The organism is Enterococcus dispar ATCC 51266 (assembly GCF_000406945.1).
Taxonomy (GTDB): Bacteria; Bacillota; Bacilli; order Lactobacillales; family Enterococcaceae; genus Enterococcus_C; species Enterococcus_C dispar.
The window spans coordinates 1855970-1877500 of record NZ_KE136354.1 but is presented as its reverse complement, the minus strand read 5'-3'; the positions used below and the strand labels follow the sequence as shown (position 1 = coordinate 1877500).

Annotated in this window: 20 protein-coding genes and 1 other RNA gene; 15 read left to right on the top strand and 6 right to left on the bottom strand. The window is 37.2% G+C overall.

Annotated elements, in window-relative coordinates:
• Nucleotides 1-4 precede the first annotated feature (4 nt).
• The 3 genes from RK01_RS08950 (at nucleotide 5) to RK01_RS08940 (ending at nucleotide 2712) form a co-directional block, all read left to right on the top strand.
• Complete coding sequence (locus RK01_RS08950; protein ID WP_016172978.1) at nucleotides 5-604, top strand: TetR family transcriptional regulator; 600 nt, start codon at nucleotides 5-7, stop codon at nucleotides 602-604.
• A gap of 340 nt (nucleotides 605-944) precedes the next feature.
• Nucleotides 945-2024 (top strand): ABC transporter permease, encoded by a 1080-nt coding sequence (locus RK01_RS08945; protein WP_016172977.1) that lies wholly within the window; start codon nucleotides 945-947, stop codon nucleotides 2022-2024.
• Nucleotides 2025-2028: 4 nt separating this feature from the next.
• A complete protein-coding gene (locus tag RK01_RS08940; RefSeq protein WP_016172976.1) occupies nucleotides 2029-2712 on the top strand; it encodes an ABC transporter ATP-binding protein in 684 nt (227 codons plus the stop codon).
• A 299-nt stretch (nucleotides 2713-3011) separates the two neighbouring features.
• On the opposite strand, the gene RK01_RS08935 is transcribed toward RK01_RS08940, so the two are convergent.
• Nucleotides 3012-3902: a cation diffusion facilitator family transporter gene (locus tag RK01_RS08935; RefSeq protein WP_016172975.1), complete on the bottom strand. Its 891-nt coding sequence runs from the start codon at nucleotides 3900-3902 to the stop codon at nucleotides 3012-3014.
• Between the two features lie 419 nt (nucleotides 3903-4321).
• Here RK01_RS08935 and RK01_RS08930 point away from each other — a divergent pair, with 419 nt between their 5' ends.
• Nucleotides 4322-5434, top strand: coding sequence for a sortase domain-containing protein (locus RK01_RS08930; protein ID WP_016172974.1), 1113 nt, complete (start codon nucleotides 4322-4324; stop codon nucleotides 5432-5434).
• A gap of 65 nt (nucleotides 5435-5499) precedes the next feature.
• Here RK01_RS08930 and RK01_RS08925 read toward each other — a convergent pair whose 3' ends face one another.
• The 4 genes from RK01_RS08925 to RK01_RS08915 all read right to left on the bottom strand — a co-directional run bounded on the left by RK01_RS08925 (nucleotide 5500) and on the right by RK01_RS08915 (nucleotide 8093).
• Entirely contained in the window at nucleotides 5500-5973 is a 474-nt protein-coding gene (locus RK01_RS08925; protein ID WP_016172973.1) for a universal stress protein, read from the bottom strand.
• Nucleotides 5974-6084: 111 nt separating this feature from the next.
• The gene (locus tag RK01_RS08920; RefSeq protein ID WP_016172972.1) at nucleotides 6085-6357 is read right to left on the bottom strand and encodes a hypothetical protein; all 273 of its coding nucleotides are present in this window, start codon (nucleotides 6355-6357) and stop codon (nucleotides 6085-6087) included.
• Nucleotides 6358-6430: 73 nt separating this feature from the next.
• A non-coding RNA gene (ssrS, locus tag RK01_RS13545) (6S RNA) lies at nucleotides 6431-6625 on the bottom strand.
• A gap of 169 nt (nucleotides 6626-6794) precedes the next feature.
• Nucleotides 6795-8093, bottom strand: coding sequence for a replication-associated recombination protein A (locus RK01_RS08915; RefSeq protein WP_016172971.1), 1299 nt, complete (start codon nucleotides 8091-8093; stop codon nucleotides 6795-6797).
• 344 nt (nucleotides 8094-8437) lie between these two features.
• Here RK01_RS08915 and RK01_RS08910 point away from each other — a divergent pair, with 344 nt between their 5' ends.
• From RK01_RS08910 to dtd, 7 genes are all read left to right on the top strand, one after another.
• Complete coding sequence (locus RK01_RS08910) at nucleotides 8438-9070, top strand: DNA-3-methyladenine glycosylase (protein WP_016172970.1); 633 nt, start codon at nucleotides 8438-8440, stop codon at nucleotides 9068-9070.
• 2 nt (nucleotides 9071-9072) lie between these two features.
• On the top strand, nucleotides 9073-9555 hold the full coding sequence (locus tag RK01_RS08905) for a DUF3013 family protein (protein ID WP_016172969.1): 483 nt from the start codon (nucleotides 9073-9075) through the stop codon (nucleotides 9553-9555).
• A gap of 82 nt (nucleotides 9556-9637) precedes the next feature.
• Nucleotides 9638-10585, top strand: a complete 948-nt coding sequence (prmA, locus tag RK01_RS08900; protein ID WP_016172968.1) for a 50S ribosomal protein L11 methyltransferase — start codon at nucleotides 9638-9640, stop codon at nucleotides 10583-10585.
• A 1-nt stretch (nucleotide 10586) separates the two neighbouring features.
• Nucleotides 10587-11333 (top strand): 16S rRNA (uracil(1498)-N(3))-methyltransferase, encoded by a 747-nt coding sequence (locus tag RK01_RS08895; protein WP_016172967.1) that lies wholly within the window; start codon nucleotides 10587-10589, stop codon nucleotides 11331-11333.
• 12 nt (nucleotides 11334-11345) lie between these two features.
• The gene (locus RK01_RS08890; RefSeq protein ID WP_016172966.1) at nucleotides 11346-12002 is read left to right on the top strand and encodes a beta/alpha barrel domain-containing protein; all 657 of its coding nucleotides are present in this window, start codon (nucleotides 11346-11348) and stop codon (nucleotides 12000-12002) included.
• Nucleotides 12003-12288: 286 nt separating this feature from the next.
• Nucleotides 12289-14499: a RelA/SpoT family protein gene (locus tag RK01_RS08885; RefSeq protein WP_016172965.1), complete on the top strand. Its 2211-nt coding sequence runs from the start codon at nucleotides 12289-12291 to the stop codon at nucleotides 14497-14499.
• Nucleotides 14500-14502: 3 nt separating this feature from the next.
• Complete coding sequence (gene dtd / locus RK01_RS08880; protein ID WP_016172964.1) at nucleotides 14503-14949, top strand: D-aminoacyl-tRNA deacylase; 447 nt, start codon at nucleotides 14503-14505, stop codon at nucleotides 14947-14949.
• Between the two features lie 75 nt (nucleotides 14950-15024).
• Here dtd and RK01_RS08875 read toward each other — a convergent pair whose 3' ends face one another.
• A complete protein-coding gene (locus tag RK01_RS08875; RefSeq protein WP_016172963.1) occupies nucleotides 15025-15942 on the bottom strand; it encodes a GIY-YIG nuclease family protein in 918 nt (305 codons plus the stop codon).
• Between the two features lie 114 nt (nucleotides 15943-16056).
• Here RK01_RS08875 and RK01_RS08870 point away from each other — a divergent pair, with 114 nt between their 5' ends.
• The 4 genes from RK01_RS08870 (at nucleotide 16057) to RK01_RS08855 (ending at nucleotide 21450) form a co-directional block, all read left to right on the top strand.
• A complete protein-coding gene (locus RK01_RS08870) occupies nucleotides 16057-16560 on the top strand; it encodes a methylated-DNA--[protein]-cysteine S-methyltransferase (RefSeq protein WP_016172962.1) in 504 nt (167 codons plus the stop codon).
• Between the two features lie 105 nt (nucleotides 16561-16665).
• Nucleotides 16666-18321: a phosphoenolpyruvate carboxykinase (ATP) gene (locus tag RK01_RS08865; protein WP_016172961.1), complete on the top strand. Its 1656-nt coding sequence runs from the start codon at nucleotides 16666-16668 to the stop codon at nucleotides 18319-18321.
• A gap of 111 nt (nucleotides 18322-18432) precedes the next feature.
• Nucleotides 18433-19827, top strand: coding sequence for a glutamate decarboxylase (gene gad, locus RK01_RS08860; RefSeq protein WP_016172960.1), 1395 nt, complete (start codon nucleotides 18433-18435; stop codon nucleotides 19825-19827).
• Nucleotides 19828-19944: 117 nt separating this feature from the next.
• Nucleotides 19945-21450: a phosphohexomutase domain-containing protein gene (locus RK01_RS08855; RefSeq protein WP_016172959.1), complete on the top strand. Its 1506-nt coding sequence runs from the start codon at nucleotides 19945-19947 to the stop codon at nucleotides 21448-21450.
• The last annotated feature ends 81 nt before the right edge of the window (nucleotides 21451-21531 follow it).

Here is a 21531-nt window from a genome sequence, read left to right as displayed (position 1 = left end):
TAAAATGCCGAAATCAACTTTTTTAAATCTCACTGCTGTCAAACAAGAAAAAGTTGAAACAATTTTATTGGCAACTTTTTATAGCCGGCACATTTCACAGGTGAAAGTATCTGAAATTGTAGAAAAAATGGGAATGTCGCGGGGGACTTTTTATAAATACTTTATCGATTTAGCTGATGCACATAATTACATTGTGCAAAAGGCATCTATTGCGGTTCATCGCGATATTTTGACTTCTGTTTATACCACGTCAGATGATTTATTTGAAGGGATTGCAAACTATTTAGAAAAAATTGCAGTACTTAGTAAAACTGCCAAAGAATGGCAGCAAATTCAATTGCTGACAGCAAATCCGGCGGTTTTTGCCAAACGGAATCATCACATTGATGGGCAAAATGCTATGGTGTTACAATGGCAGGAGCTTCTTTTGAAAAATGATATTGAGTTGGATACGCTGGAAGAAACACAAGAACTTTTGTTTTTAATTATGGATTTTGTCATGGAGATTTTAACGGCTTTTATCGTCAATGACTGGGACGAAAAGCAGTTGCTAAAAGTTTACCGTATGCGTATTAAATGGTTAAAAAACGGTATTCAAAAATAATAAATTGGAAACATTCGTTAAAACATTTAGTTTAAGCAGAATTATTTGATGTTCGCTTAAGCTGAATGTTTGTTTTTATTTTGCAAAATTTATATCTTAGATAAAGTGAAGAAAACTTACAGACTGTGATGTTTAACAATGAAAAAGGTTACCCGAGTGAATGAGAAGATATTTCGTTTCCCACTGACAAGTTTAGCAGAGAGTTCTTTACTGATAAATTTTAAGAAATTATTAAGTTAAATGCAATTTACAAGCAGAAAAAGTGACAAAGTGTCACCGTAGGGCTAAAGTGAACAACGTACTCAAGCGATAAAATTGTAAATAAGTAAGGATGATGAATATGTTTTTAGCAATTAAAGAAATGCGCTATGCGAAGTTACGCTATGGCTTAATCATTGGGATTATGCTGTTGGTTTCTTACGTAGTCTTCTTGTTATCAGGACTAGCTTCAGGACTGGCACAAGAATTTATGCAAGCCGCCGCAGATTGGCAAGCAGATACCGTGGTTTTAGCCAAAGATGCCAATAAATCGTTAAACGCTTCGCAATTAACTTTGCAAGATTTTAATGATGTAAACACTACAAGTAAAAAAGCACCGATTAGTATTTATAATGGTGCTGCCAAATTAGATAAAAAGACAACAGATATTACATTGTTTGGTACAAGTTCAGATGCGTTTATGTTGCCAAAAGTTACCAAAGGCAGTAATGATTTAAAGAAAAATGATATTATTATTTCTCAAAATTTAGCAGATGAAGGTTATCAAGTAGGGGATAAAATTACGATTGGGAAATACGAAGAAAAATTAACAGTCGTTGGTATCTTTAAAGCTACTTATTATACGGTTACACCAGTTATATATGCAGACACAGAAACATTTGTCAATGTGAAGTACAACGGACAATTACCACAAGCTGAAGCCCAAATGCCTATTAATGGTATTTTAGTCAAAAAAGGCAGTCCGGATTTAACAACCGCTCAAAAAGAAGATTTGGATGCTCTATCATTAGGTGATTTTATTGAGGCCATTCCAGGTTACTCAGCTCAAAACTTGACATTAAATGGGATGATTTATTTCTTATTTATTGTAGTAACAGCAGTTATTGGGATTTTTATGTACGTCATGACATTACAAAAAACAGCAACTTTTGGCATTATGAAAGCAGAAGGTATTTCAACTGGTTTTATTGCAAAATCGATTATTGCACAATCTTTCATGGTCGGTGTGATGGGCGTTATTGGTGCTGCTGTACTGGCCTTTTTAACCAGTCTGATACTACCGAGTGCCATGCCATTTCAAATTGTGACAAATGACTGGCTCTTATATGGTGTGGTCTTAATAGTTGTAGCTGTTATTGGCGGTCTGTTCTCAATTCGAACAGTAACCAAAGTTGATCCAATCACAGCAATTGGAGGTTAAAAAAATGGAAAATGCTTTAGAAATGAATAATGTAAAAAAAGTTTTTGGTAGTGGCCATACTCAAATTACTGCGTTGAAAGGAATTGATTTTGCAGTTAAGCCGGGAGAATTTGTCTCTGTTATTGGTCCTTCTGGTTCTGGTAAAAGTACCTTTTTAACCATTGCTGGTGGTCTACAAACTCCTTCTAGTGGCAGTATTTTAATTAATGCCAATGATTTTACCAATTTAAATGAAAAAAAACGGAGCCAACTGCGCTTTAAAGAAATCGGCTTTATTTTACAAGCATCAAATTTGATTCCTTTTCTAAAAATTGAGGAACAGTTTTTCTTAGTAGATAAAGTAAAAAAAGCAAACTTGGATAAAGAACGCGTCGAAACCATTTTGCGTTCTTTGGATATTTTAAACTTAAAAGATAAATATCCCCGTGATTTATCCGGTGGTGAACGGCAGCGGGTAGCAATCGGACGAGCTTTATATAATGATCCAAGTGTCATTTTGGCAGATGAGCCAACCGCTTCATTGGATACGGATCATGCTTTTGAAGTTGTCAAACTTTTAGTAAATGAAGCCCATCAAAATAAAAAAGCCACTATCATGGTGACCCATGATCCCCGCATGACACAATGGAGTGATCGGGTATTGCAAATGACAGATGGTGTGTTACAACCAGTATCAAAAGAAAATTAAAAAAATGCCTGTTCTCAAATTTTTGAGAGCAGGCATTTTTTTAAGTAAAGAGACTTATAGGATTATTAATTGGGAGAAGTCCGCTACGCTTTTCTTTGATCTAGCTTCATGAGCTAACTCTCTACGGCAATAAGCTGAAATTTCAAGAAATTTGAAGAGCAATTTATAAAATTCCAGCTTATTGCTTGAGAGTTGCGCAAGCTCATTATGTTTTTCTTTGATCTAGCTACGTGAATTAACTCTCTGCGGCAAAAAGCTGAAATATGGAGAGCTGAAGGACTTTTGTTCAGCTTTTTTTTCTAAATACTGTGTTTTACAGATTCATTTTTTATTTCACCAAGTTCGACTTGAATAGTGATATGAGAAAGGGCGAAATTTTTTGTTAATTCATGATCGAGGTGTTCTAAAAACTGATTGTTATCTGCTAATGTTTGACGACAAATGTGAACAGTAAGAGCATTTTCGGTTGTACTTAATCCCCAAATATGCAAGTCATGAATGGCCAAAACGCCAGGAGTGGCTTCAATGAATTGCTTTACTTCATCGTAGTCAACGGCTTTTGGTACAGCATCTAGGGATAAATTAACAGCATCACGTAATAATCCCCACGTGCCCATAAAAATAATGACAGCAATGATTAAGCTGATAACAGGATCCAACCAGAACCAATGGGTGAATTTTACGACAATTGCAGCTAGGACAACCCCAACAGAAACCAGCGTATCCGCAGCCATATGCAAAAAGGCCCCCTTCACATTTAAATCGTGGTGCTGGTCCTTCATAAAAAGATAAGCAGTAAAACCGTTAATTAAAATACCAATTAAAGCTACCACGATGACTTTATTTTCTGCTACAGGTTGGGTGTGTTGTAAGCGTTGGATTGCCTCTACTAGAATACCGCCAATGGCTACCAATAAAAAAATGGCATTAAATAATGCAGCTAAAATTGAACTGCGCTTATATCCATATGTTCTAGCAGAAGTGCGGGGGCGACTGCTTAATAAGACAGCTACCCACGAAACGACCAGGCCTAAAACATCACTTAAGTTGTGGCCGGCATCAGCTATTAAGGATAACGCATTAGCGGAAAAGCCAAAAACTGTTTCAATAACAACAAAGATTAGATTAATTAAAATACCTAATTTGAACGCCCGTTTGATATTTGTCGGTGCCGATTCATGTTCATGCATTTGACTACCCCCAAGTGATATTGATTGTTAATTTTTACGGAAATGGCTAAATTTAGCAAAAAACATATGAATAGTTAATCATATTTAATTTAATTTTAACACAATTAAATAATTTGTGCGAATAATAATAAGCACTATTTTCTGATTTTCTTCTCTATCAGATAAATTCATTATATATAAATATTTAACGTTATATTAAAATAATGTTGCTGCTTTTAATAAAATTACGTAATTATATTCAGAAAATGAAGGTTATTTAATGGTAAATCGAGTTAAAATACTGTACTTTATTTGCTGATAAGATTATATAATATTGTTGTATAAAGAGACTTAATAGAGTTGTGTGCTTACTAAGCGAGGAAATTAATTGTTTTCATCATTTTTGAAAATATTAACTTAAAAGAACAGAGGAGATGGATATGAAAAAACGAGAACTACTATTTGCTAGCATGACGTTGATTTGTCTTTTATCTGTTGGAATTAGCTTTTTTAAGATGTATGCTAGTGCGGAACGACGATTAGATGAAGTCCTTGTTGATACGATTACGCTACCGGCCGCCTCAAATTCCGCTTTAACCAAAGAAGTGCTATTTGAAGCTGCACATGTAAACCAAATGCCGCAAGTAACTAAAGTTGAGGTGCCTAAGTTGGCATTTATGCAACATAAAAAGCCAGGACAATACCAAGTGCCTTTGAAAATTTATGTTCATTTTGATAAAGTATTAAGCCGAAAGATTACAGTGAATTTAGTTGACCAAACACCACCAGTGATTGAACAAAAAAAGCCATTGCAAATTGCGTATGGCACAAAAATTAATTGGATGGGTTATGTGCATATTTTAGATAACGTAGATAAAACGATTCCTGTGACGAAAAGCCAAATTAGTCGAGTCGATACAAAAAAAGTTGGCAAACAAAAAGTAACAATAAAAGTTAAAGATAAGGCCAACAATGTCACAAAAAAAGAATTTGAAGTTGAAGTCATACCGAAAGCCCCAAATAAAACTACTACTCCATCTCAAATCCAGCATGACAGTGTAAACAGAGCGAGCGCACCACAAACTGCTAAGACAGGAGAGCAGTTTCAAAAGGCGGATCAAATTTCTAACACAGCTGAAAAAAGAGAGATTCCAAATACAAGTAAATTGAAAAGTGCTCTCCAATTTAATGGCTTAACGGTCCCTTATCGACAAATGCAAGGTGCTAGTTCTGCACCTGAAACAGGTGCTGCAACATGGAATGGAACAGGTCTTGTGAATGATGGAGCCCCGACTCATTTTATTGGCCATAATCCTGGTGATTTTCATAGTGTAATGGAACTTTATGTCGGAGCACCCATTACTGTTTATGATGATAATGGAAATCAAAAGACGTACCATGTTTACGAAGTCGTAGATGTAACAGATGAAGGGTATAATGCCAATGATTTAAAAGATGACGTATTGCCACGAATGTTGGATGAAACTGGGGAGCGAATTAGTTTACAGACTTGTATTAATGAACAAATCAATCGTTGTATTTTGGCACGTTAAAAAAACCTGAAACATGTGGTTAGAAAATCACTTGTTTCAGGTTTTTTTTAATATAAACGATTTTTTTACTCTTTTTCTGGTTCTACGACTTTATTATCAAGGTCTGTTCGGACGACTAAAACGTCACATGGTGCGTTGCGAATGACATATTCAGAAACAGAGCCAATGAATAAACGTTCCACTGCATTTAAGCCGGTAGCACCTAACATAATTAAGTCGACATCGTGTTCTTGCGGTAGTTGTTTAGCAATAATTGGTTTGGGTGCACCATATTCAATGACAGTTTTGATATCGTGACATTCTTGTTCTTTGGCAAAAGCAGTGTAGTCCGCTAAAGTTTGTTTGGCCATTTCTGTTGCCTGTTCCGCTAACATCCCATCAAAAGAAGAAACAGTTTGGAAAGCGCGTGTATCAATGACATGAGCAATTACCAGTTTGGCTTCATTTCGTTTGGCAACATTGACCGCTTTTTTAAAAGCTAATTCTGCTTCACTGGAACCATCCACAGCCACCATAATTGTTTTATATTGTTGTAACATTTCACTCACTCCTTTACTTTTACAACGCCCTAACTTAAAGCATTTGTTATCTACAAGTTTATTGTAAACTACTTTAGGGTAATTGCAAAAAAGAAGCTATCAAAAAGCAGATTATTTTTTGAGTGATTTAGCCAATTTTAGACTAAAAAGAGCGGCAAGGACCAGAGCAAGAAAAATGTAGAATAAAATGATGATTTTCAAGTTTACTGCTGCAGCAATAAAGCCCAAAATACCAAAAGCAAGGTATAGTTGGCCGTAAGTATTTAAAAAGCTTAAATCTTCTTTTTGTTCCAATAAAGGGGTTAAAAGTTGCGGTTTTTTTAATAAAACATAACTTAAGAATAATAATAATAAAGCAAATAAAATGATTAAAATACGAATCATAAAAGCAAACTCCTCTAAGTTAAAAATAAAAGCCGTCTGTCAAAAGACAGGCGGCTACATTCATAAAGAATGGGTAATATCCGTTGATGCCGTTATTCGTCCCATAGTATTGATCCCGCAATTTCTAGCAGGTGGGTTCCACGGTTAGAGTATCGAACTACCAAAGGAAAAGGCATGTTACCAACTCTCACACAGGACGGATCCCAATATATCAATAAAAATGTTCGGTCAACACACAAAAAGGATAACTCGTACATCACAGAATTCCCACTTACATAGTAGCATAGGGGGACAAAAGTAGCAACCAGATTGCTCTAGTTTTTGAAACCGCTATCCTAATGGATCTTATTTGGTTTTGACTTTGTCACGAAGTTTCCAAGGTGAAGTTATCTACTTAATCTGTGGAAAAAATGGCATCTTTTTTATAAATTGAAAATTTAGTCGGATAATTTTTTCGTTTTCCGATTTTGTTGTTGCCACTCTTTGATACGATAATACTGCTGACCCAAAGCCTGTTCATATTTGCCTGATGCTTTGGGTTGATAATAGTGCGCATCTTTGATTTTATCTGGCAAATATTGTTGGTTTACCCAAGCGTCTTCAAAATTATGTGGATATTGATAACCGATACCGCGGGCAAGATCTTTTGCGCCTTGATAGTGACTGTCTTTTAAGTGGTCGGGCACATCTCCTGTCGCGCCTGTATGAATGTCACGAATTGCTGCATCAAGGGCTGCATATGCAGAATTGGATTTTGGTGAAAGACATAAGTCTACTACACAATCTGCTAAAGGGATACGTGCTTCTGGTAGGCCTAAGCGTTCGGCGGCTAAAACTGCATTAACTGTTCGTGCTGCTGCTGCGGGGTTGGCTAAACCAATATCTTCATAGCCAATTACCATTAAACGGCGACAAATAATCGCCAAATCTCCCGCTTCAACCAGTCGTCCTAAATAGTGCAGGGCTGCATCGACATCACTGCCCCGTATAGATTTTTGAAAGGCGGAAATCACATCATAATGGGCATCGCCGTTTTTATCATGAGTGAGTGCTTTTCTTTGGATACATTCTTCAATAATACTAAGGGTTAAATGAATAGTACCATCTGTTTCAGGAGTGGAGCGCACAGCTAATTCCAAGCCATTTAACGCACTACGTAAATCACCATTGGTGGCGCGTGACAAATGGAGACGAGCGTTTTCATCAATTTTGACAGGATAATTTCCTAGGCCACGTTCTTTATCTGTTAAAGCAAGATCGACTGCTTGTAAAATGTCGGTTTCTGAAAGTGGTTTTACTTCAAAAATTTGGCAGCGACTACGAATCGCAGGATTAATGGTAATATAAGGGTTTTCTGTCGTGGCACCAATCATAATAATGCGTCCACTTTCTAAATGAGGCAAAAGAAAGTCTTGTTTGGTTTTATCTAGGCGATGAACTTCATCTAGCAATAAAATCACGGTCCCACTCATTTTGGCTTCTTCGGCCACAACTTGTAAATCTTTTTTAGTATCAGTAGCGGCATTCAGCGTACGAAAAGCATATTTAGTTGAACCTGCAATGGCCGAAGCAATGCTCGTTTTGCCGGTACCAGGAGGACCATATAAAATCATCGAAGACAGCATTTTAGCCTCCACCATGCGGCGGATAATTTTGCCGGGTCCAACCAGTTGTTGCTGGCCCACCACTTCGTCTAAGTTGCGGGGGCGCATGCGGTAAGCAAGTGGCTTTTGCATAGGAATAAAGCCTCCTTTTTTATTTTGTAGGTAATCCATCCCACACACAAAAAGAAAATTTTTCTTCTTTTATTTGAGTAGTAGAAAACAACCTGTGAAAGGGCTGTGTCTAATTATGTTAAAATTTAAAAAGTGGGAAAGTGATTTGTACGGCTTCTGTTTGTAAGTCTGAAACCAGTTTTTCTCCCACTTTTTTTCACCACTAATTAATGATATAAGCTGATTAAAGTATAACATAGCTTTTTTGAAATAAAATCTTTTACAATTGTGATAAATCCTTAAAAACCAACGGATTTCATAGTCAGAGACAGGTCTTTTGTGTACAATGAGGGAAGGTGAAAGTCATGGATACGATAAAAGAAGTACAAGAAATTTTGAATACGAAAACAACACCTGAAGTTGCGGAATATTTAATTGGCATGTATGTCGAAAATATAACACCAAAGGGCATTACAGCAGGTTATATCGTCGATTGCGAGGCATATTTAGGACCAGAAGATGAGGCGGCACACAGCTATGGCATGAGAAAAACGCCTCGTGTACGCGCGATGTATGAAAAAGCGGGAACGATTTATCTTTATACGATGCATACCCATTTGATTTTAAATATTATTACTCAAAAAAGCGGTTTGCCGCAAGGGGTTATGATTCGAGCGATTGAACCGGCAGCAGGAGTGGAACTGATGAAAGAAAATCGCGGGGGAAAAAATGGCCCACAACTTAGTAATGGTCCGGGGAAATTAGTGGCGGCTTTGGGGATTACAAAAGATTTATATGGGCAATCTATCTTTTCAAGTTCCTTACGTCTTGTTCCAGAAAAAAAGCGTGCAGCCAAAGAAATTTTACATCTACCGCGAATTGGAATCCCCAATAAAGGGCAGTGGACGCAAATGCCGTTGCGGTATGCAGTAGCGGGAAATCCTTATATTTCACAACAAAAGAAAAATCAAATTACAGAAGATTGGGGTTGGCGATAGAAATGAAAACCAATATGTTAACTTATTTAGATGAAGCATTGACTAAAAAGATACCAGATTACGATGTGGCACTCGATTGGGATACAAAAAATCATACGATTGAAATTATTTTACGCCTTTTTGCAGAAAATAAAGAAAAACTTGCCATTGACGATGCAGCGGGGGTAGAGTCAGAAGAAGAAATTATTGAATTTGAAGACGGCATCTTATTATTTAATCCTCAAAAATCAAAATTTGCTGAGGATGATTATCTAGCAGTGTTACCTTATGAAGGCAAAAAAGGTATGTCAAAAGCTATGTTAGACGGATTAGTGGATTATTTAAAAGATGTTTTAGACAAAGGGCAAAGTGATTTATTAGACTTTTTAACAGATGAGTCAGCAGCGGTTTTTGAACTTACTTTTGATAATGATGTTTTATTTGCTTTGATGAATAGTTACAAAACAAAAGACGGAGATAATTATATTCCTTATCCGGCTTACTAAGATATGAAAATCAGTCGCAAGGTTTATTCAAAGATTCTTGTAGCGTAAAACTACTGAAAATTTTAATTGAGGAGTAACAACAATGAAATGGAATGAGATTAAAGTAGAAACTGCCAGTGAAGCAGTGGAAGCTGTAGCGAATATTTTAATGGAAGCCGGTGCCAGCGGGGTTGCCATCGAAGATAGTTTGGATGCAGAGTATTTTCAATCAGATGCTTTTGGTGAGATTTTAGATAAAGCAGATTTTATTAACTTAGAAAAAGGGGCCGCAACGGTGCAAGCCTATTTTCCGGAAACGACCTTTTTACCAGAAATTTTACCTTTCATTAAAGACCGCATTAATAAATTACCTGAATTCGGTTTAGCAATTGGCAAAAACATTGTGACCACAAGTGAAGTTTCAGAACAAGATTGGGCGACAGCTTGGAAAAAATATTATCATCCAGTCCGTGTTACGCGCTATTTAACAATTGTACCGCAATGGGAAAGCTATCAAACCACAATGCCAGAAGAAAAAATTATTACGTTAGATCCGGGAATGGCTTTTGGTACAGGTACCCATCCGACGACCAATTTAACATTACAAGCATTGGAAATGACCTTGCGGGGCGGTGAGACGTTATTAGATGTTGGAACAGGTTCTGGGGTATTAAGTATTGCCAGCAAATTTTTAGGCGCAAAAGATGTTTATGCTTTTGATTTGGATGAAGTAGCTGTTCGCTCTGCTCAAGAAAATATGGACTTAAATCCTGTGGCTAAAGATGTTCATGTGAGCGCTAATGATTTATTGAATGGTGTCACTGTTGATGCCGACATCATTGTAGCCAATATTTTGGCTGACATTATTATTAAGATGATACCTGATGCTTATCGTTTGTTAAAAGATACGGGAACATTGATTGTTTCAGGGATTATTGAAGATAAAAAAGATGAAGTATTAGCAGTCCTGGATGCCCATGGATTCCACGTGGCGCAAGTATTGCAACAAAAAGATTGGTTTGCGATTATTTTGAAAAAAGAGGAAGTCTAACATGCAACGCTACTTTATTTCAACTCCCTATAAAAAAGATGAAATTCGTTTAACCGGTGAAGCTTTTCACCATATGATTCGTGTTATGCGTATGAAGCCAGAAGATGAAGTTTATCTTGTGTATGCCGATCAAATTGCGATTATCGCCAAAATTGTCGCAATTGAAGAAGATGCGGTTATTTTAACGGAAGTGGAAAAAGAGAGGCAAAATAAAGAATTACCACTTCTAGTCACGATTGCTAGCGGTTATCCTAAAGGGGATAAATTGGAATGGATTGTCCAAAAAGGAACTGAACTTGGCGCCTATGGATTTATTGGGTTTCCAGCGCAAAGTTCAGTAGTAAAATGGGACGAAAAAAAATTAGCCAAGAAAAAACAGCGGTTAGTCAAAATTGCGCAAGAAGCTGCTGAACAATCGCAACGACAATTAACACCAAATGTAGAGCTTTTAGCAAATGAAGGGCAGTTTTGGGATAAATTGGATGCGTATGATGCCATTGTAGTAGCTTATGAAGAGTCAGCCAAGCAAGGAGAAAAAGCCCAGCTAGTCCAAGTGTTACAAAGTTTGCCAGCTGGGAGCAGGCTTTTGGCCATCTTTGGTCCCGAGGGCGGAATCACGCCTGATGAAATCGAAAAATTGAAAGCAGGCGGCGGCGAATTGTGTGGATTAGGGCCAAGAATTTTGAGAACCGAAACGGCACCTTTATACTTATTGAGTGCAATCAGTTATCAATGGGAATTACTATAAAGAGGTGAGGATATGAAAGTTAGTGAGATTATCAGTTTACGCTTGGTAAATCCAGCCATGACAGATTGGGACTTTAAAGATCAAATTTTAGAATTACAAGCAAAACCTCTAAATGAAATTGTTGTTTTACCAAACCAGGTTGCCCGTGCAAAACAGCTTTTGGCACGAACATCAATTAAAATAGGAACAGTAATTGACTATCCTTTAGGCAATGGTACGATTGCCAAAAAAGCTTTCGAGGTTGGCAAAGCCTTTCAAAGTGGTGCTGACTTTTTAGAAATTACGATTTCTCCTACTATGTTAATTCATCAAAAGGAGCAAGCAAAAGCCCTGCAGCAAACATTGCACTCTCTGGCAATGGCGTGGGGGGAAATTCGTATCCGCGTCGATAGTCGCAATTTAAAAGAACTGCAAAAAATTGAAATTGCTGCTTGTATTAAAGAATTAGGCTGGCATCATCTCGTCTTAGGCGAAGGTGATTCATTTGATAATGCCAAGCATGATGCCACGATTTTTGCTTATGATGCTGGAAAAAGTGTGAAACTTCAAATCAATTTGTCTCAAGCCACTCATGAACAGTTGCAAGAACTTATTTTAAGTGGTGCCGACAGCTTTGGTGTTTTTACATTGGTAAATTTGGATTTATCAGCAGAATTAAGGGAGTTTTAAATAAGTTTACAGTAATTGAAATCGGGCTTGTTTCTAGTGTATAATAGGCCTAATTATTGGAAAGTACCGCTTTACGGCTGGTACTTTTCTTACTAATAAATTCAATTTTTATGATAAGTAAGATTGTAAATAAAACGAGGTTCAGCTTTACAAAGAAACTTCTGGGGCTATTAAGTCGAAATTTTGAAAAATGAAGCTAATCATTTCTCAAAATTCCGCCTTAGTACTTGGTGAAAAGGCCTTTGTGAAGTTTTTCTGCTCGTTTTTAAAGAAAAGAGGTATGCTTGTGGCAAAAGATGAAATCCTAACAGGCCCCGGCGTGATTCGTTTAGTTAGTCAATATATGAGCCCTGAGCATGTGGCCTTTGTGCAAAAAGCATTGGATTACGCCACAGAAGCTCATAAAGAGCAGTTTCGCAAATCAGGGGAGCCCTACATTATTCATCCCATCCAAGTAGCGGGGATTTTAGCAGAACTGCACATGGATCCCCATACTGTTGCGACGGGCTTTTTACATGATGTAGTGGAAGATACACCGATTACTTTAGCAGATTTAACGCGAGACTTTGGTAGTGACGTGGCTATGTTGGTAGATGGGGTCACAAAACTAGGAAAAATTAAATATAAATCTCACGAAGAACAATTGGCTGAAAATCATCGGAAAATGTTAATTGCGATGGCGCAAGATTTACGCGTGATTATGGTTAAGTTAGCTGACCGATTGCACAATATGCGTACCTTGAAACATCTTCGTGAAGATAAACAACGGCGAATTGCCAAAGAAACTTTGGAAATTTATGCTCCTTTGGCTCATCGTTTAGGGATTAGTCGAATTAAATGGGAATTGGAAGATACGGCTTTACGCTACTTAAACCCCCAACAATATTACCGAATTGTCCATTTAATGCAGTCAAAAAGAGATGAACGGGAAGCTTATGTAGCAGAAACTGTTGAAGAAATTCGCTTATCAACGGAAGAATTGGACATTTACGCTGAAATTTACGGTCGTCCCAAACATATTTATTCTATCTATCGAAAAATGGTAGATCAAAAGAAAAAATTTGAAGAAATTTATGATTTGTTAGCCATTCGTGTCATTGTGGATACCATTAAAGATTGCTATGCAGTGTTAGGTACCATTCATACAAAATGGAAACCGATGCCAGGCCGCTTTAAAGATTATATTGCAATGCCAAAAGCAAATATGTATCAGTCTTTGCATACGACAGTTATCGGGCCTAAGGGTAATCCGGTTGAAATTCAAATCAGAACCCACGAAATGCATGAAATCGCTGAATTCGGGGTCGCGGCACATTGGGCTTATAAAGAAGGTAAAACCGATAAAGTTAAGCCAGATAAAATGACCAACCAAATCAGTTGGTTCCGTGAAATTTTGGAGCTGCAAGATGAAAGTTATGATGCTTCTGAATTTATGGAAGGTGTTAAAGGGGACATTTTTAGTGATAAAGTGTATGTCTTCACACCAAAAGGCGATGTAACAGAATTGCCTCAAGGATCTGGACCACTTGATTTTGCTTACAGTATTCATACTGATGTGGGCAATAAAACCACCGGTGCCAAGGTCAACGGAAAAATGGTACAACTGGATTATAAATTGAAAAACGGGGATATCGTTGAGATTTTAACTTCCCCCAATTCTTTTGGCCCTAGTCGTGACTGGTTGAAGTTTGTAGCAACCAGTAAAGCCAAAAATAAAATTAAACGTTTCTTTAAAGCGCAAGATCGGGAAGAAAATGTCCAAAAAGGTCATGACGCTGTTTATAAAACATTGCAAGAAATGGAATTTTTACCAAAAGATTACATGAACAAAAATAAAATGTCAGATCTTTTGGAACGCTTTAATTATCAATCAGAAGATGACTTGTATGCTGCGGTGGGGTATGGTGAAGTAAGTCCTACCACTGTAGCCAATCGCCTAACAGAAGAAGAACGACGCCAGCAAAAAGAAGAAAAAGAAAAACAAAAAGTGCAAGATTTGATGAATCAGCCACCTACCAAAAAAGAAGAGCGGATGAAAGTTCGCCATGATGGCGGTATCGTCATTGAAGGTGCAGATAATTTATTAATTCGGATCAGCCGTTGCTGTAATCCAGTTCCCGGTGATGACATTGTCGGCTATATCACCAAAGGACGCGGGATTTCCATTCATCGACGGGATTGTCCCAATGTTCAGACCGAAAATGCACAAAAACGTTTAATTGAAGTTGAATGGGAAGATACTTCTAATCATTCCAAAGAATATGACGCTGATCTAGAAATTTATGGTTACGATCGTTCCGGACTGTTAAATGATGTCTTACAAACAGTGAATGCTATGACCAAACGGTTGCAAAGCGTGGAAGCAAAATCCAATAAAGATAAAATGGCCACGATTCGGATCACAGTTGGTATTCAAAATTTGACCCATTTAAAACAAATTGTGGATAAAATTAAACAGATACCTGAAGTTTATAGCGTCAGACGCACGAAGGGGTAAAAAATGAAAGCAGTTATTCAACGAGTAAAATCAGCCAGTGTAACGATTGACGATACAATCGTCGGTATTATTCCGCAAGGCTTTATGATTTTACTTGGGATTCATGAAGAAGATACCAAAGAAGATGTGGATTACTTGGTGCGTAAAATTACCATGATGCGCATTTTTGAAGATGAAGCTGGTAAAATGAATTTAAATATTGATGCGGTTGCCGGCAGTATTTTAAGTATTTCGCAATTTACGCTTTATGCTGATACTAAAAAAGGCAATCGTCCAAGTTTTGTCAAAGCCGCTCGACCTGAACAAGCTATTCCGCTTTATGAAGCATTTAATGAAGGCTTACGGCAAAGTGGGTTGCATGTAGAAACTGGTGAATTTGGTGCCGATATGCAAGTTGCTTTAGTCAATGACGGACCGGTAACAATTATTATCGATACCCGAGATAAATAAGGAAACGACCTGAACGAAGTTGCTGTAAAAGCGGATAGTTCAGGTCGTTTTTTTATTTAGCAGATGCAAGTATCATTACGAACTATTCGCTGAAGTTCTTTCCTTGTAGTAACGCGCATAGTAGCTCCGTAAAATATCTAGTGGATCAACATCTTCTTTTTGCAAGGGCTGTGATGAAAAGTTTCCGCGTGGAAATAATACGGGTTCATCATTTTTCAAGATGAGTGTTTTGACTATTGTTCCGTAAGCAATAAAATAGATTTTTTGTTTTTCAGTGGTTACCGGTAATTTTAAAATTAATTGCTTTTGTCGGCAGAATTGTTGGCGTTGTTGGATATAATGATAGAAATTTAGGCATAATTCCAGTTGTTCTTTTAGTAATTGCGCATGTTCAAAATTTTGCTGTTGTGCACTATATGAAATTCGTTCTTCTAATAAACTAAAAAAGTTTGTTTGCTGGCCAGAAAAAAAGGATTGGCAATTAGCGAGTCGTTCAGAAAGGGGAATCATTTCGACATCTGGTAATTGTTGTTGAATCATTTTGTACGTTACACTATTCGTATCAGGGAATAGATACGTTTCAGTTAAGATTGTCAAAATCTGGGGTAACTGTTTGTATTGGCGAAAAGGGCCAAAACTGGTTTTGGTTGGCATGGGAGTTAAAAGCGGCCCCGTTTGGCCAAAATCTACGTAAGCATAATTCTGATAGTAGTTCATGATACGATTGTAAGGGGGATGAATTTCTTGAATGAGGCGGCACTCTAATAGCAAGGCATCCAGTTCGGTTTCTACCAGACGAATTTCTAAATCAGCAATATTAAAAACCATACGCTGTACTTTTTTGGAATGGTGCTGATTTTTTTGAAAATAAGAGCGTACGCGCCGCTTCAAATTTTTGGCTTTCCCGACATAAATAATATCGCCGTGGATATCTTTCATTAAATAAATTCCGGGACTTTCCGGTAAATGTTGTAACTTATTTGATAAAGGCATAGTTTTCGTCTCTTCTTATATTTTAGTGGGTTTAGTATAACGTAAAAAGAGCAATTAACCAAAATACATCAAGATAATTAATAAAAAATATAAAATAACTATGAGGTGAATAAAATGGAAACAATTTTAATCGATCGTTTTACTATTGATGTGTATCATTTTGTCGTTGGACGCATTTCAAGTGGCGTTTGCTATATTGGACTAGAAAAGCTCGCAGCTACTGAATTAGCAAAATTTTTCAAAGGATGGCCGCTAAAAGCTGCTGACGGCAGTAGTGAAGATGTTCAAACACAATTAACTGCTTATTTCACTGGAAAATTAGAAGAATTTAATTTTCCTCTCGCGTTAGTTGGCACCGATTTTCAAAAAAAAGTATGGCAAAAATTAGAGGAAATTCCTTATGGTAAAACGATTTCGTATAGTCGATTAGCGCAACAAGTAGAAAATGAAAAAGGAGTGCGGGCAGTAGCTAATGCAGTCGGGCGCAACCCTGTAATGATTGTAATTCCCTGTCATCGTATCATCGGTAAAAATGGGCGCTTAACGGGTTATCGTGGTGGGATTTCAATGAAAGTCGCTTTACTTGAACAGGAAGGAATATCTGAATTTGCATATTAAAAATTTTTTAAGGAAATGAAAAGACAAGTAACCAACGTTGTATTATAATTAATTTATTATCATGTAAACACTTTAATTTTAATATAGATGATTGGAGGACGACATATGGCAACGATTGGCACTTATTCACATCAGGATATTACACCTGAAAATCAATTATTTTCAAGTTTTAAAACAATGGTCGAGTCGGTATTTTATGGCAATAACGTTACACCGGTTTTAGATTTAGCTACTGCTTATGAATTAGCAAAAAACGCACCAGGGGCTGTTCTCACTGATATGCCGATAATTCACACGAAAGAACTGGGTCTTTCAGAAGATGCCAAATTAATCGTTTTTAACGATGGGAAAGTTACCGGGCGCACAGCCGCTGCCCGTCGAGTTATCGGACAACCGGGTATTGATCGTCCGCTTTTTGAAGGAATATTGCGTCAGGCTTTGTATACGGGCCGAAAACAAAAATTTTACCGTGGAGAAGTCGTAGTCGGATTAGATTCAGAATTCATGGTAAAAGGTCATTTATTATTGCCAATGGGATATGAAACCAATTTCTATTCTTATCTATTGAATTTTCAGATTTTAACCAATGAATTTCGTGATTTATACCAAAATTCAATAGAGTATCCTGAAAACGATATTTATCTGTATGCAGATCCGGATTGGACGCACCCTGATTTTCCTCACGGGTTAGCCTTATTTGACCCTGAGCATAACGTAGCTGCTGTATTAGGATTGAAGTATTTTGGTGAATTAAAAAAAGCCACACTAACTTTAGCTTGGGCTACTGCGCATCGCAATGGTTTTATTGCCTGTCATGGCGGTATGAAACAATATCACAAAGAAAATACTAAGTTTACCATGGCTGCTTTTGGTCTTTCGGGCTCCGGTAAATCTACTATCACACTAGCCAAACATAGGGATAAATATCAAGTTGATGTTTTACATGATGATGCTTTTGTTATCAATAAAGAACATGGATCAACGACAGCGTTAGAGCCGGCTTATTTTGATAAAACACAAGATTATCCGCTGGAAGATGAAGCAGTGAAATATTTTCTGACTTGTCAAAATGTCGGAGTAACATTAGACAATGATGACAAAAAAGTAATTGTCACACAAGACATTCGAAATGGTAATGGTCGGACGGTTAAATCGCGCTACGTGACCCCAAATCGAGTAGACCATTTAAAAGAAGCTGTTGATGCAATTTTTTGGATTATGAAAGATGATAGTTTACCGCCAGTCATCAAAATTGAAGATCCCACCTTAGCCGCAGTCTTTGGGTTAACTCTAGCAACCAAACGTACCACTGCTGAAAATGTGGTGGGAAATGTTGATTTGGACAAGCTGGTGATTGAGCCTTTTGCTAATCCGTTCCGCTGTTATCCATTGGGGCAAGATTATGCCGATTTTCGGGCTATTTTTGCCAACAAGACGACGGACACTGCCTGCTATATTTTAAATACCGGCTTTTACAAAGGTAAAAAAGTTAAACCCCAAGATACATTAGGTTCAATCGAAAAAATTGTTGATGGTACTGCTGAATTTCGTGACTTTGGACCGCTTACCAACATGAGTTACTTACCAGTAAACGGTTTTGAGGTAGATTTTTCAGATCCTGAGTATATTGATCAATTAAGGACGCGGATGCAAGGCCGGCTTGATTTTATTTTGGCGCAAAAAACAGAAAATGAAGGATACAACGCCTTACCCGCTGAAGTAGCGCAAGCAATGGAAAAACTAATTGGTGAATTAGCTTAAAATAGCGATAAAATCCGCAAATAAGCCTTTTTGCGGATTTTCTTTATATAGTTAATCCTTTCAACTTATTACTCTCGCTAAAATATTAAAAGAGAATTGGAGTGGAAAAAAATGCTGTATGAAAAAAAAGATCGTCGTGAGGCAGAATATTTGGAACCAATCTTTGGCACCAAAAACGAAGATGAGATTTTACCGTCTTATAAATTAGGACAGGATTCAGTTGAACCCAGAGTAGCTTATCAAATGATTAAAGATGATTTGTTAGATGAGGGCAAAGCCCGATTAAATTTGGCTACTTTTTGCCAAACTTATATGGAACCAGAAGCAGTTAAATTGATGAGTGAGACACTAGATCGCAATGTCATTGATAAATCAGAATATCCCCGAACTGCAGAAATTGAAAATCGTTGCGTCAACATCATCGCCAATTTGTGGCATGCACCAGAAAATTTTATTGGCACATCTACTATTGGTTCTTCAGAAGCGTGTATGCTGGCGGGAATGGCAATGAAATTTGCTTGGCGCAAGCGAGCCGAAAAGGCTGCAATAGCACTAGGAGAAAAAAAGCCGAATTTAATTATTTCTGCGGGGTACCAAGTATGTTGGGAAAAATTTTGTGTCTACTGGGACATTGAACTACGAGAAATTCCTCTAACGGCGGATTGCCTTTCTTTGGACGTAGAAAAGGCAGTGGCGGCTATTGATGAATATACAATTGGCATTGTGGGTATTCTTGGTATTACCTATACCGGGCAATACGATAATATCAAAAAGCTGGATGAATTGTTGACCACTTATAATAAACAAACAGAAAATAAAGTTTTTATTCACGTCGACGCTGCTTCTGGGGGGCTTTATGCACCTTTTGTTGAACCCGAGTTAAAATGGGATTTTCAATTAGATAATGTTATTTCAATTAATACTTCCGGTCATAAATATGGTCTGGTTTATCCAGGAGTTGGCTGGGTCTTATGGAAGGATAAAACTTTTTTACCTGAGGAGTTGATTTTTAAAGTGAGTTATTTAGGCGGGGAATTACCAACGATGGCAATTAATTTTTCCCACAGTGCCGCCCAATTAATTGGTCAATACTACAATTTTGTTCGGTTTGGTTATAAAGGCTATCAAAGTATTCATAAACGCACCCATGATGTGGCGCTTTATTTAGCTGAGAAGTTAAAAGAAGCAAAACAATTTGAACTTATCAATGATGGGAATCAATTACCACTGGTCTGTTATAAATTAACAACAAATAAAAAAAGAAAATGGACATTATACGATCTTTCTGATCGTTTATTAATGAAAGGGTGGCAAGTACCAACTTACCCATTGCCTAAAGATTTGGATGAAGAGATTATTCAGCGGATTGTCGTACGTAGTGATTTTGGAATGAATATGGCTCATGATTTTATCGAAGATTTAAAAGCAGCTATTCAGGAATTGGAGCACAGTCATTTAGTATTTCATGAAAAAACAGAGCGTAAAAATTATGGGTTTACCCATTAAGAATGTAAAAAAGATAATTTTTTTGCTAGATAAAAGTATTATTTACCAAAAAACGGATGCTTCTAAAAAATGAATCTGTTATACTGAAGAAAAGCGTTTTCAGAAAGGGTGCTTATTTTGGCGAAGAAATTACCATTAGCATTAAGTTCAGATATTCGGGGAATAGCCATAGCGACCACAGATTATGAAGCAAATTTAACGTCAGTCGAAATGGAAGAAATTGCAGCAGGTACGATTTCTTTTCTAATAAAAAATGGCTTAGCTGAAAAATATGTGAAAGGGAAATTAGTAATTGGAATAGGACGAGACAGTCGTATTAGTAGCCCCACTTTAAAAGCAGCATTGGTGGATTCTTTTATCGCACAAGGCGTGCATGTCATTGATTTTGATTTAGCTACCACACCGGCAATGTTTATGAGTACGCAATTTGCGCAGTTTGATTGTGATGCTGGAATCATGCTGACAGCAAGTCATTTACCTTACTATTATAATGGTGTGAAAATTTTTACCAAAGCAGGTGGCGTCGAAGCAGAAGATATTGCCTATATTCGGAATCATTTTGAAACACACACAAATAATGTTAAAGGAACGTATCAAACAGCAGATCTCATTTCTGTTTATAGTGCGGATTTGGTGAAAAAAGTAAAAGCTGCAACCAAAGAATTTGGGGACAAGCCCTTACGAGGCTGGCATATTATTGTAGATGCAGGCAATGGAGCCGGTGGATTTTTTGCAGAAAAAGTTTTGTCAGTGTTAGGAGCAAATACTGCAGGCTCACAATTTTTATCACCGGATGGACGTTTTCCTAATCATATTCCCAACCCTGATAATAAAGCAGCCATGGCCAGTATTCAGCAAGCTGTATTAGCACAAAAAGCTGATTTAGGCGTCATTTTTGATACTGATGTTGATCGCGCAGCTCTGGTGGGTCCAGATGGAGCTGTTTTGAATCGCAATAATTTAATTGCCGTTTTAAGTAAAATTGTTTTAGCCCAACATCCTGGCGCTGTAATTGTTACCAATTCTCCTACCAGTGACCATCTTAAAGAATTTATTCAATCTCTTGGAGGAAAGCAAGTTCGTTATATTTCTGGTTATCGGAATGTCATTAATAAAATGATTGGATTAAACAATGAAGGAATTGATACACAACTAGCGATTGAGACTAGTGGTCATGCTGCCTTCAAAGAAAACTATAACCTCGATGATGGGGCTTATGTGGTGGCAAAAATTTTGATGATTTTACCGCAATTAAAAGCCCAAGGACTGACAATCAATGATTTAATTGCAAAATTACAGCAGCCAGCCGAAACAGTAGAAATTCGGCTGAAAATTACCGCCAGTGATTTTAAAGCATATGGTCAAAAAATAATTGCCGACTTAAAGGCGGCTGATTTTGTAGGATTTAAAGAAGATGATGAAAACGAAGAAGGCGTCCGCATGATTCTTAGTGAGCCCTATGGTAGCGGCTGGTTTTTACTGCGCTTAAGTTTGCATGAACCACTTTTAGTTTTACAAATCGAAAATGATGAAGTGGATATGATTGCCAAAGTAATCCCTGTTTTGAACGAATTTTTTGCGACTTTTACGCATTTGGATCTCACTTCTTTAGACAAAAAATAACTTTTGTTAGGATACCGCTTGCAAATCAATGGTTTTTAGGTAAAACTAAAGATGAAAAGGTTTTAGTTAAAAGGGGAATGT